This window comes from Natrinema zhouii, assembly GCF_013456555.2.
Taxonomy (GTDB): domain Archaea; phylum Halobacteriota; class Halobacteria; order Halobacteriales; family Natrialbaceae; genus Natrinema; species Natrinema zhouii.
The window spans coordinates 401,680-414,103 of the sequence record NZ_CP084882.1 but is presented as its reverse complement, the minus strand read 5'-3'; the positions used below and the strand labels follow the sequence as shown (position 1 = coordinate 414,103).

At 55.0% G+C, this 12,424-nt stretch carries 9 protein-coding genes and 4 pseudogenes; 6 read left to right on the top strand and 7 right to left on the bottom strand.

From position 1 onward, the window contains the following. Nucleotides 1-90 precede the first annotated feature (90 nt). The gene (locus HYG81_RS39660; protein WP_226777649.1) at nucleotides 91-828 is read left to right on the top strand and encodes a uroporphyrinogen-III synthase; all 738 of its coding nucleotides are present in this window, start codon (nucleotides 91-93) and stop codon (nucleotides 826-828) included. Nucleotides 829-864: 36 nt separating this feature from the next. Here the strand turns inward: HYG81_RS39660 and HYG81_RS39655 are convergent, their stop codons facing one another. The 4 genes and pseudogenes from HYG81_RS39655 to HYG81_RS39640 all read right to left on the bottom strand — a co-directional run bounded on the left by HYG81_RS39655 (nucleotide 865) and on the right by HYG81_RS39640 (nucleotide 6,424). Further along, entirely contained in the window at nucleotides 865-2,031 is a 1,167-nt protein-coding gene (locus tag HYG81_RS39655) for an MFS transporter (RefSeq protein ID WP_226777648.1), read from the bottom strand. Nucleotides 2,032-2,430: 399 nt separating this feature from the next. Further along, complete coding sequence (locus tag HYG81_RS39650; protein ID WP_226777647.1) at nucleotides 2,431-3,369, bottom strand: dihydrodipicolinate synthase family protein; 939 nt, start codon at nucleotides 3,367-3,369, stop codon at nucleotides 2,431-2,433. Between the two features lie 93 nt (nucleotides 3,370-3,462). Further along, complete coding sequence (locus tag HYG81_RS39645; protein ID WP_226777646.1) at nucleotides 3,463-4,284, bottom strand: dihydrodipicolinate synthase family protein; 822 nt, start codon at nucleotides 4,282-4,284, stop codon at nucleotides 3,463-3,465. Nucleotides 4,285-5,296: 1,012 nt separating this feature from the next. Next, nucleotides 5,297-6,424: pseudogene (locus HYG81_RS39640) on the bottom strand (aspartate aminotransferase family protein). Nucleotides 6,425-6,592: 168 nt separating this feature from the next. On the opposite strand from HYG81_RS39640, the gene HYG81_RS39635 reads away from it, so the two are divergent. Both HYG81_RS39635 and HYG81_RS39630 read left to right on the top strand, forming a co-directional pair. Continuing rightward, entirely contained in the window at nucleotides 6,593-6,772 is a 180-nt protein-coding gene (locus HYG81_RS39635; RefSeq protein WP_226777645.1) for a DUF5786 family protein, read from the top strand. Between the two features lie 87 nt (nucleotides 6,773-6,859). Beyond that, entirely contained in the window at nucleotides 6,860-7,840 is a 981-nt protein-coding gene (locus tag HYG81_RS39630; protein WP_226777644.1) for an ornithine cyclodeaminase family protein, read from the top strand. A gap of 278 nt (nucleotides 7,841-8,118) precedes the next feature. On the opposite strand, the gene HYG81_RS39625 is transcribed toward HYG81_RS39630, so the two are convergent. Both HYG81_RS39625 and HYG81_RS39620 read right to left on the bottom strand, forming a co-directional pair. Continuing rightward, nucleotides 8,119-8,202, bottom strand: coding sequence for a transposase (locus HYG81_RS39625; RefSeq protein ID WP_233289931.1), 84 nt, complete (start codon nucleotides 8,200-8,202; stop codon nucleotides 8,119-8,121). 468 nt (nucleotides 8,203-8,670) lie between these two features. Then, nucleotides 8,671-9,204 carry an Rrf2 family transcriptional regulator gene (locus tag HYG81_RS39620; RefSeq protein WP_226777643.1) on the bottom strand — a complete coding sequence of 178 codons (534 nt, stop codon included), beginning with the start codon at nucleotides 9,202-9,204 and terminating at the stop codon, nucleotides 8,671-8,673. 397 nt (nucleotides 9,205-9,601) lie between these two features. On the opposite strand from HYG81_RS39620, the pseudogene HYG81_RS39615 reads away from it, so the two are divergent. From HYG81_RS39615 to HYG81_RS39605, 3 pseudogenes are all read left to right on the top strand, one after another. Continuing rightward, nucleotides 9,602-9,968, top strand: a pseudogene (locus tag HYG81_RS39615) (transposase); the annotation flags it as partial. Nucleotides 9,969-10,133: 165 nt separating this feature from the next. Further along, nucleotides 10,134-11,378, top strand: a pseudogene (locus HYG81_RS39610) (RNA-guided endonuclease InsQ/TnpB family protein). A gap of 69 nt (nucleotides 11,379-11,447) precedes the next feature. After that, nucleotides 11,448-11,637, top strand: a pseudogene (locus tag HYG81_RS39605) (IS110 family transposase); the annotation flags it as partial. Nucleotides 11,638-12,199: 562 nt separating this feature from the next. On the opposite strand, the gene HYG81_RS39600 reads toward HYG81_RS39605, so the two are convergent. Continuing rightward, nucleotides 12,200-12,394: a hypothetical protein gene (locus HYG81_RS39600; RefSeq protein ID WP_226777642.1), complete on the bottom strand. Its 195-nt coding sequence runs from the start codon at nucleotides 12,392-12,394 to the stop codon at nucleotides 12,200-12,202. Between the last annotated feature and the right edge of the window lie 30 nt (nucleotides 12,395-12,424).

The following is a 12,424-nucleotide window of genomic DNA, read 5'->3' as shown; positions in this document are numbered from 1 at the left end:
ATTGGATAACTCGACAAGGGATTTGAAGAACCCGGAATCTGTCGATCAGTTCTCGATACACCCAAGGCCATCAATACTGGATTATTCACTATGCCTAAGCCGAAGGTGGCTGTCCTCCGCCCTGACGACACTCGGGTCGACGAAGCCGTCTGCTATCTTCAATCACTGGAAGTGTCGCCAATCGCAGATCCAATGCTGTCCATCTATCCAACAGGGCAGGCTCCACAGCAGGCAAAATACTGTATCTTCACCAGTCCCACCGGAGTTGCACTCGCTGAGGAGCAGAGATGGCATCAAGATGGGACGACAGTATGTGCGGTAGGTCGCCAGACAGCAACTGAGTTACGAAATTGCGGCTATTCAGTCGACGTGGTTCCTTCGACATTTACTTCCACAGGACTCGTCGAGGAGTTGGCAGACGAAGTTGAAGGGAAGTCGGTCGAGATCGCTCGCAGTGCACACGGAAGTGATGTACTGATTTGGGGGCTAGAAGAAGCTGGTGCATCTGTTCATGAAACGCATCTATATCGCTTGAAACGACCGGATACTGCCGGCCAGTCAGTTAAACTCGCCGTAGACGGTGAGTTAGATGGAATACTGTTTACGTCACCGAAGACGGTCGAGCATTTTTTTGAGATCGCTGCCGAACGTGACGCTCTCTCCTCGCTGCAATGCGAGCTAGAGGAGTCGGTTATTGGTGCAATTGGGACACCGACAGAGCGTGCTGTCCGCAGACACGGAAGTTCTGTCGACATTATACCAGCCAGAGCAGATTTTAGGCGGCTAGCTGAGGATACGGTGAACCACATTCGAGAGATACAGCAGTAACTTCACATCGTCTCTAAGGATCCAGAGGGAGAGATATTATAAATTCCTGGCGGTGAACCAAGTCATTCCAATGATGAAAGCACCGGTACCAGAAACCAACAGTGTTCGTCGATATCCGAACATCGTTGCGGCTCCGACACTGAGCGGCGGGCCGATCGTCGTCCCGAGTCTGAGTACGCTCGTCCGAATACTCATGATACTCCCGCGAAACTCGTCCGGCGCTCGTTCGTTGAGTGCGGTATCTGTGATCGGTTCTGCGAGGCCTTGACCGAGACCGAATAGTAAGAGTGCGCCGGCGACGACATAGATGGAGTCCGCAATGGCGACAACGACGAGTCCGATCCCGTAACTTACGAATCCGAGCGCGATCGATTGGAAGCTCGTGAGCGACCGAAGCACGCGATCACCCTGCATTGCAGTTACTCCCATTGTGACCGCGGGTAATCCCACGAGAAGACCGATACCTGCTGAAGAGAGGTGATATTCGTTGGCGAGCAAGAACGGAACGGCGGTGAGCTGAGCGCCATAGAGGATGACGAATATGCCGAAGATTGCGAGATAGAGCACGACGAAGGGGAGCATCGGTGTGGGCCCGGTGAGGAACTCACGGAGACTCGAGTTCGAGTTGTTCTCGTCCCGATGTGGCTCCTCGAGCAGGAGAACCCCAGGTACAGCGACGAGCAACGCAAGGAGAAAACACGCGAAGGGGGCTGACCATGCGAGTGTTGCGAGCGCACCGCCAAGTAATGGATATCCGGCAGCGCCAACCGCAAGAATCGCCGCGTTGGTACCGATCAACACCCGTCGCTGTTCACCGGTGAAGAGGTCCCCCAAGAGTGTGACCGTGAGCATCATGATCGCACTACTCGCTGCACCCTGAATCGCTCGCAGTGCGAGAATTATGGTAAAATCAGAGATGAATATGATGCCACCCCCACTGAGTCCGAAGACAATGAGGGCCGGGATCAAAGCCGGTTTCCGGCCGATTCGATCTGTCAGCAGCCCTATCGGGAGTGTGAGAAAGATCCCAGGTAGTGTAAACGCCGATAGCAAGAGACTGGCTTGTGACTCCGAAATGTTCCAGGCCTCCTGCACCGCTGGAAGTGCAGGACTGATGAGTGAGACGCCCATTACAGCGACGAGTGTACTCGCAAAGATCACCGCTGCTGCCGGAGATTCTCGGAGGAGTCGTGTCTTTCCCATTCGTTCTACTGGTATCTCCACAATTGGAGCCTGTAAATCATCCGCTATTGGGTAGTCTTTGCCCTGTGTCAGAACTGGAGGCCAGTTCAATTTGCGCCAACGAGCGAGGTCTTCCGACCGGGGAGTAGGGAGGTCGCAACCGTCGGGAGCGACCTCCGACCAGCCGAACGGCGACTCTGGGGAGCCGTGAGGACTACCTCGCACGTTGCGCAGTTTCATCTGCGCGTAGCGAATCAGCTCCGATTTACGACGAATAGCTAACTAGTCGCGTTTCATCGCGACGAGCGAGTTCGGCCGCACTGACCTCCCGCTGTTCTGCACTGCCTTCGACCCGCCAGCGCCGCCATTTGCGCAGCAATCGCTCACCAAGTAGAGACAGTCAACAAAATAGAGGATCGCTTACTCGACGAGGCGAGCGATGTCGTCGTCGAGTTGACTGTAGATCTCCTCGGCGCGTTCCTCGTCCTCGGGGGAAAGCTTCCGGATGGGCTCGCGGACCTCGCCGGCGTGGAGGCCGGCCAGTTCAAGGCCCTTCTTGACGGCGGAGACGCTGATGGCGCCGGGGATGGTGTTCTCGACGCCGGTCTCGTCGCGGAAGTTCTGGTAGGGCATGCAGATGTTACGCAGTTCCCGAGCGTGCTCCCAGTTTTCGTTCTGGAGGGCCTCGAACAGCGCGAGGCCGACCTCGGGGCGGAAGTTGCTGACGCCGGCGGAGAAACCCTCGATGCCCTCGACCCAGTAGGAGACCGCGTACGGCTCGGCCAGGCCGTTCACCCAGACGACGTCGTCGGCGCCGGCGGTGACGGCCTCGCCCAGCTTGACGGGGTCTTTCAGCGTGTACTTGATGCCGGCGACGCCGTCGACGCGAGTGAGATCGGCGAGGAACTCAACGGAGGGGTCGAAGTCGCGGGCGTAGGGCACCAGCGGGGCCTCGGCGGCGGCGTCCAGTTCGTGGTAGTAGTCGATGGCCGCCTTCTCGTGGATGTAGGTGTGGTCCATCGGCATGATCATGTGGGCGTCCACGCCGACGTCGTCGTACGCACGGATCAGTTCCTGGGCGCCCTTGGTGGAGCCGCCGACGCCGGCGAGCACGCAGGCGTCGTCAGGCAGGGCCTCGACGGCGGTCTGTGCGCCGTCGATGCGCTCCTGCTGGGACAGCGAGTGGTACTCGCTGATGTTGGCCGTAGCGAGGAACGTCCGGATGCCCTCGTCGTACAGGTCCTGGGCGTTCTCCGCGAGCTTCTCGTGGTTGATTTCGAGGTCCTGGGTGAACGGTGTGAGGAGACCGACGGCAACGCCGCGCAGACGCTCCTGGACCTGGTCGGCTGACAGTGACATAATTCGTGAGTACGCCGGCTGTAACATATATCCATCGTTTACGGGAGAAACGGGGTCGAACCAGGGCGACGGCGGAGGTCCCACGAACCGGGGTCAGGCGTCGAAGGAAGTGACACCGAGATGCGCATAAATTTCCTTCAGGCGGGCCTCGTCCTCGGCGGAGAGTCCCACCAGCGGCTCGCGGCTCGGACCGCCGTTGAGCTTCGCCAGTTTCAAGCCGCGATTGATCACGGGAGCGTTGTTCCCCGCCGACATGGTGCTCCCGGCACCCGGCTCCTCGCGAAGGTCCTCCAACGGCCGCAGGGCGCGTTGAAACTCCCGGGCCTGATCCCAGTCCCCGGCGTCGAGCACGTCGAACAGGGGCAGGGTCGCCTCCGGTAGGAAGTTCCCGATGCTGGTCGTGTAGCCGGTCGCCCCCTCAATGGCGAACTTCACGGCGACCACTTCCTCGCGCTCGCTGAGGTCGACGAGCACGGAGCGGGGGACCGTCAGACCGCGCTTGTAGATGACGATCAGGAGGTCGATATCGTCGCAGATCCGGTGGTAGTAGTCGGCCAGATCCTGCTCGTGGATGTAGGTGTGGTCTGGGCGCATGGCCCTCAGTGCGTCCGCGACGACGACTTCGTAGGCCTCGGCCAGGTCTCGGATCTCGGGGACGTTCCCGGCGGCGCCAGCGACGACGGTGGCGTCGTCGGCCGTCGCCTCGACGTGGATCTCGACGACCGGTTTCCGCTCGGCGTCGGTCAGCGAGTAGTACTCGCCGGTGTGCCGCAGGGGACGAACAGGCCGCCCACGCCGCCTCCATCGCGGCGAGGTCCTCGTCCAGCGCGTCGTGATCGATCGCGCGTCATCGGTGAAGGGGACGGCGGTGGTAAACCCGATGGTTTCGAAGTGCTCGCGGAGGTCCTCGTACATACCCGATGCGAAACTCAGGTCGGAATTAAAGCTCGGCCGGCGCTCCGGGTCGTGTTTAGAAGAATAAGCAAGTGACTGCTACCCATAACTGCTAAAGATACAGTTTAATTGGACTACTATATATAGTCCACTTATGAATTGAGATTCTTTGAGTTTCACTCGTGTGAGCGGCGTATGCTTGATACCAGTACTGATTTATGATCTGGCATCGGCTGAGGCCGAATCATGCACAGAGATTTCGAGATTCCACTAATAATGGCGCTCCGTCAAAAGGAGCATGTGCCAGATTGGTTGATCAGACTGGCGGACACGCCTGCTTTCTATCCAATAACCCCATATCAAAGACACTAGTTGAATCAACTCAGAGCTCTTCGGAGCACTCAGGTAAAGCCCGATTTAGCAGTGCCACATATTCTGTGACGATCGCTATTTTTAGACTGAAATCCTAATCGAACTGTTTGGGTTACAAGCGTAGGTCTGTAATCCAGATCCTACTTAGTGAATCCGTTCCACACTGAACCGTGAATAACAACAGTACATTTGTTATGGTGTCTGGGTAGCGTATACCAGATTAGTTGCCGCTAGTCCAAGTATAACGGATCTTTATAAGTCTCGGTGGCCTGTTACATCTACCACTATTTCCTAAGCTACTAAGGCTAGAATCAGCGCTCTGGCTCTGTTGCTACTCTCCTCAATTGACATTCAATTGGAGGACTCTACCATCCGATCACGACCGATACAAAGAAACAAATCGCTATACGAAATCGCACGACGGCAGGAGCGTTTCAAAAAGACCAGCGTTCCAGAGTTCAAACCGTGAATTCAGCAGTTAAGCGCTCACCCACTACACCGTGGAAACACGTACTTGAATTCGTGAGTGGGCTGAAGAAGTGCCTCGTACCTTATCTCTCGTAAGGGGCGAGTTAGAGTCTCATCGTCTGCTCTCCATCTCTATATATCGGTCTGAAGCATCGCCGTCAGCCATCTAAACGTCTGGACGACAGAACATCATTCAGCCAATTATTTCCCCGAGTGCATTTACAACATGGTCAGCGTGGTTTTTATCGATGATTAGTGGAGGTAGAAGTCGTACGACAGTCCTGCCTGCAGGCAGTGCAAGGACACGATGATTCATCGCCAACTCCTGTAGGATACGGTTTGCTCCGCGTTTAACCTCAATACCCACCATCAACGCCTCTCCGGGGATATCCCGGACTCGATCACCAAGTTCTGCCTCTAACTGCTTCTGCAGGTATGTTCCGATCTCGGCAGCATGGATAGGGAGGTTTTCATCGGTAATCGTCGATATTGTTGCTTCAGCTGCCGCTGAGATAAGAGGGTTCCCGCTGAATGTCGACGCATGGTCGCCATATTCTTCTGCAATCCAGTCGCGATACAGCGTCGCACCAATGGGTAATCCGTTTCCGAGTCCCTTTGCACTTGTGAGTATGTCTGGCACAACGTCTACACGCTCACAGGCCCAAAGTTTGTCTGTCCACCCAACTCCGTTTGAACCTCATCCAGAATTAGCGCTGCTCCAGCTTCTGTGGTCGCCTCACGGATAGTCTTCATAAAATTGGGAGAGGCAGGGTTGATGCCCCCCTCGCCTTGGATGGGTTCGACTATGACAGCCGCTGTATTGTCATCGATTGCCGTCGTTATCGCGTCAACATCGCCATATTGGACGAACTCTACGTTCTCAAGAAATGGCTCATAAGGGTTTTTACATTTGTCCTTCCACGTAGTGGAAAGCGCGCCCATTGTACGACCATGGAATCCCCGTACTGTGGCGATGGTTTTCGTGCTACCGGTGGCTGCACGAGCAAACTTCAATGCAGCCTCATTAGCCTCGATTCCGAAATTACAGAGCCACACCTTCTCGATATCACCGGGCGCTACATGTCCCAGTGTCTCGGAGAGCTGACTCCGCATTGCAACGGGATACGAGCCTTGTACATAGGTCAGATCCCGAAAGTTGTGTTGTGATGGCATCCGTAACCCTATCGTGGCCATGACCCAACGGGACACATGTGTAGTTCGCACCCATATCGAGGTATTCGTCCTCGTTGTCATCGTAGAGATACGGACCATCGCCTTCGACGATCTCGATAGGTTTCTCAGAATACACGAATCCACTCATGTTTAGCTATCACAGATAGTACCCTGAAACGTGCTGGGAAATATCTGTCCCACTCCTCTACAGATGTGTTTATGACAGATTTCTATCGAACAGTCTAACCACCCCATGTGAACTGTTTTCACGGATCCGCTACGCTTATTGGTAATCAGTTCCAAGATTTAGATTCCCATGGGTATGGGTAACTTCGACGAACAAGAGCATGAACGCCGTGAGAAGAAACTCTCCGAAATTGAATCAGACTCTGAAGAGCAACCGAGAGAATATCGGGGCCAAATGACGTTTGAGACGGAGGACTCTATGGAAGTGTTGCTCGACCGTCTAAAAGAGATGAAGTCCAGGGATAAATGACAAATAGTTAAAAGATGAAACAACTGTCTCAACTTGAGTGGATTGATACTGGGCCAGGATTAAGTTCGACACGAGGTTAGTAGCCCTATGGAAACCCTCCTGCTCGATTCTGAAGTAACACAATCAGTACCGATAGAGGCTGTAAATGCAGTCGTAGAAGAAGCGTTCCAAGCCTACGAGCAAGGGACTGTGGTAATGCCACCGAAGTCACATATCGATCTGCCCCAGTATAATGGTGATTTTCGGTCAATGCCTGCATATGTGGGGACTGATTCGTGGGAGGGTGCTGCAATTAAATGGGTTAACGTCCATCCGGATAATCCATCAAACAATAACCTGCCAACGGTAATGGGGATAATTATCTACTCCGATCCAGAGACGCTTAGTCCGTTAGCTATCATGGACGCCACCGTTCTTACTCGGAAGCGGACTGCGGCAGCTGCGGCCGTCGCTACAGATCATCTCGCGGCTGACGATGCTCACAGTTTAGGCCTTATCGGTGCCGGAACGCAATCGTATGCTCAATTTGAAGCTCTCACCCAAGTCCGACCAATCAATAAGGCCATCGTGAATGATGTGGACGATGACGCGATAGACACATTCATTAACACATATCCCGGTTTCGAGATTCAGGCCGGTACCGTTCATGAAGCGGCCGCATGTGACATTGTCTCAACTGTAACCCCTGCTGAAGAACCAATTGTTCCGCTTAGCGCGGTCAATCCTCAAACGCATATTAATGCGATCGGTGCCGATGCCGAAGGTAAACAGGAACTCAGTACGAATATTCTCACTGAAGGGTGCGTTTTCGTCGATAGTTTTGACCAAGCAATTCACGCAGGTGAGATCAACGTGCCGTGGGGTCGAGGAGATCTTGATGAAGATGATATCTACGCCGAACTTGGTGAGTTAGTAAGTGCAACCGATGGGTTGGCAATACCACAAAATGAACTGACAATATTCGACAGCACCGGTCTCGCAATTCAAGATGTCGCTGCCGCGCATGTCGCATACGAATATGCAACCGGACTAGGGGATATCCCATCTACAAGCTTATTCTCTAAATGACATCTTCTGCGTTGTTCACGTCGCGATTTACCGTGTGTTGGGATATTATGGTTCGTGGGTCACACGTTCTTGTGAGACTACTAGCCTCGTAGATTTGTCGAACAGGCGCACCGCAGGCTGTGCCATCCAGCCGATATCCCTATCTCCTCCATTACAGGTGAGATTCGGGAGTCCCTTCTGTCGGATGTTCTTGACTCCATTCACGTCAGCAATGGCGACCAGTTCACAATCTTCGCAGACGTACAACCACCGATACGCTGGCTATCGTCCGTGGTCCCTCACGAGGTGCACGATTTTGACGTGTCATGTTCGCTCACGTGATCGACGCTGATGCTGTGTTCGGCAGCTTTGTATTCCAGCATCTCGGTGAATCGGTCGAACGCCAACCCGTGCAAACCGAGGTTGCCGTGGTCGCCTCAATCAGTACCATCACTGAAACCAATCAGGTCGCCCACGGCGATCGTCCCAGCATTCCAGGCGGCACTTCGGCCACCACATCCTTCGAGACAGCGTGGAAGAAGTGGTGGCAGCGTTCGCGGCGTTTCCGGTCCAGCCGTTAGCCTCACGAGAATCGCTGTCTTCGCACGTCGTTCGCTCCTTCTGGAAGTAGTAATCATCCTCCTTGAGTGAACTACCAGGATACAGCAGGGGTCGTCACCGACTGCAACTGCCGGTAAATAGTAGATATCGGGTCGATACCCGCCACCCGGTGGATCGCCAACGTCTCGTCGACAATGCATACGGTTCACGCGTGGACCGACATATGAACGGCAAAGCGGAAGATAGACTTGGAGACGACTGCGGTTTTCTCAGATACCGACGGTGATCGATTAGTGCCCGGGTTGGTCGGCCGGCGCTTCCATGCTCTTGATCCGGAGGATGAGGATGTTGTTGGTATCATCCTTGCCATCGAGAACTCCGTTGATGACCAGTTTCGATAGCGGCGTCGGGCCGACGTTAACTTCGTCGCCCTCGGAGAAGCTACGGATGGAACCCTGGAGGTGGATTTCTGCACGGCAGAGTTCGGGGTGGTGGACGCTTGAGAGGTCAATTTCCTCGACATTAGCGTCCTCGACGGTTTCGCCGTCGTGGAAAAGTGGGACTGACGCCGGCTCTTCCATCTGTTCGACATCTAGCGCCTCGTAGGCATTCGCAGTGGGTTTGTATCCCCCCTTCGGCCCTGGGACGCCCTCGACCAACTGGAGCGCCTTGAGGCTCTGCATCTGGTTTCTAATTGTACCAGGGTTACGGTCAACTTCAGCGGCAATATCCTCGCCCTTGACGGCGTTCTCCGTCTTAGGATAGAGATTAATCAACGCCGTGAGAATAGTTTTCTGACTCGACGTAAGCTCGATCGACGACATACGATAGCCTTGGGTGGGCAACCGATTAAAGGTGTATGAATGAAGAACACCTCGAAAGCGACCTAGGTGGCGACAACCGAAAACGAATTTGTGGCTCTCGCTCCCGGATCACGTTATCGAAGGCGAGCCCATCTCCAGAACCGGTGTCGAGAGCTTTATCGGTTAAATCTCGCATCCAATTCCCTGCCAACGACCACCCCCTCGGAACACCCGGCAACCTCGCCGACGAAGTCAAATTCGTGCGGGTGAAGGGCCCAATGATGGCTTCCCGGCCAACGTCGATGTCTGCTTTCATCTTGTTACAATCTCCTCCATCCGTGTTCGGTTTAGCCGAGAAATCGAGAGATTGTGCATCGTTGACGAGGTTAGCGGTGTAGACCAGTGGGAAGTGATCATCGAGGTTGTGAAGCCACTGAGCGTGAAGGGACGAGAGTTCCTCCAGGAACTCTCGCCCCCGACGTCGTAAGATGAGTTGTTGGAGTCGTACCTCAACGTGGTCGGGACCTTGACCGAGAAAAATGGCAAAGCCCGAAACTGCGATCGAGGAACGCACTGGGTTTCCTTCAGAGATCCAAGTGCTGATGACCATCCCATATGTCAGCTACTTCCCCGCGTTACTGATCTACGCGAAACTTGGAGAAGTCGATCGGTTCGACACCCACAGGGAGGTTGTGAGTTATATGAGACTGAATCCGACGATCCGCAAGTCGTCCGACTCGCGGATGGACGGAGGTGTCTCGAAACACGAATCTGGACGGGTTCGGTGATCCGACCTCAGCCGTGCGTAATCAAGGTGGAACCTCCGGCTTCAAGGAGCGACCGAAAGGAGTGAGTAGGCCGGAGAGGAAACCGACAGGGTGCGGCGCAACCGGCACACTTTGACAAATCGACTCTCGAACGCTTAAGTACCGCCGGTACTTCTCTGAAGTATGGTCGTGCGTCGAACCGCCATCGTGAAACTTGCTGTACCCGACGAGCAACGCGACGCACTCCACCGAACCGCCGAGCAATATCTGTACTGCGCGAATCGAACCGCCGACTACTGCTGGTCCGATACTTCATACACCGAGTGCAAGAATAACTAACGGCAGGTCCGAGACGCACTCTACTCTGACCTCCGCGAGGAGACGGAGTTACAGGCACAACTCGTCCAAGCCGCGATACGTCGCGCCGTCGAAGCCGTCAAAGGCGTTGTCGAACGGTGGGAGAGGGGACAGCGTGTCTCCCGTCCGACGTTCACCGCCGAGACGATGGACTACGACACTCGAAGCGCGACCTTCTACCGACGCAAAGCGTCGCTGGCGACAGTCGATGGCCGGGTCGAATGTCCGTTCGTTCTCCCGGCAGACAGTCCGACGCCCTACGAGCAGTACGTACTCTCCGAGGACTACGAGTTCCGCGAGAGTACACTCCGATACGACGCGGTGACCGACGAGTTCTACCTCAACATCTCGACGCGGCGGACTGACGGTGACTACGCAGAGGTTTCGGTAGATACTGAGCACCAAACAGTCCTCGGTATCGACCTCGGTGTCAACTCGTTAGCCGTCTCCTCGACCGGTACATTCTGGCAGGGCGACGACTACGACCACTGGTGTCGCGAGTTCGAAAAGCGGCGTGGAGAAATGCAACAGTGCGGCACCCAAGCCGAGCACAACGCCCTGCTTCGCCTATGCAAACGAGAAGAATCGTGGCGCAAACAGTACATTCACACCGTCGCCAATGGACTCGTTACGGAAGCTGTCGAACACGACTGCGACGTAATCGTGTTTGAAGACCTAACGGTCATCCGACAATAGATTCCGCAGGCGAAGTGGCATCACGTATGGGCGTTTCGACGCCTGTTCGAGTACGGCTCCTACAAGGCCCGGGAACGCGGTGTCTCCGTGGAGACAGTTGAACCGAACCACACATCCCAACGCTGTTCTCGGACGGACTGTGGGTTCACGCACGACGATAACCGCGACGGAGAACACTTCGAGTGCCAAAAGTGCGGGTACGAGGTGAACGCGGACTACAACGCCACAAAGAACATCGGGCTACAGTACGCCCGAAAGCGACGACACAGACTCCGTTTCTCGCCCAAGTCGGGGGGCGGAGACGCACCAGTAGACGTGCGTGTGAATGGTGGGACGGTGAACGGCGAGAGTCACCAGCCTATTGCCGGTGACTGATTGCCGGGAGTCCACATCAAAGCCCCCCTCAAGGACCGAGGCGCATATGCGACGAGAGAATAGGGTGGGGTAGTTTACAGTGCGTACACAGCGGTGTACAACAGTAAAAACGAGTATCTGAGCCGGTTTTTCTACCGGTTGAATTAGTCGAATGAATTTGAAGAAGGCGATTGTCGCAACGGCACGGAAACTACTCGTGTCGGTGTGCTACATGCCCCACCGAGGGAAGGTGGACTATCCACTCGAGGTGAGTAGCTGAGGATCTGAGGGCCGCTAGGAGTGATCAACGCAACCGCAACTATTGAACCCCGGTGATGAACACCGACCGTGGCACGTGGAAAACGACAAATCGAGCTAGGATAGGCGTGCCTCACGATGTCTCTTTCGACCTGTTCAGAACTTATGCAAGCTACTTCGAGCAGCCCTCAGTGACCGGCTGGAGCCAACGGGAGCAACAGTTTTCGCTATTCACGTTCCCCACTGCCGGTGGAACGGCGATTCATCGCCCTGTGGTCTGCTAGTTCTACGATCTCATCATTGGAATCGTCGATATAATCTGAATCGTTATTACGTCAGCCGTGATTTATTCGGCCAGCAGAATTTCTATAGGTGGCCTACAGAGCACGTTCGACAGCAGAACCACCGTCGAACGCTTCTTTAGCCCTCTCAAAGAGGATCGCTGCTATCTCATCTTTTGAGTCCTAGGCCGTCAACGCGTGGAAACACCCGTTGGCTTGGTGCTAAGTGATCACTTCCTCACCGCACTAGGAAATCGGCTTGCCGATCTGGCCGCCAACCTTAGGAAATCGAAGCCGTGGTGATTACCGAACGAGGTCTATTCTGCGCTGCCCTTGTTCTCCGAGGATGTCTAGGTCGGTCGCACCATCAACTCTGAACTGGACGTGCATTACAGGTCTTGATTCGATCCTATACCCGCTCGCTATAACCTCGATCATTCCGTACCATAGCGTTCTCTCGATAGCATACGACTTCACGCTGCCGTATTTCGTCCTCATCGCCGTCACGCTCGGAGCGTTCGGACACGT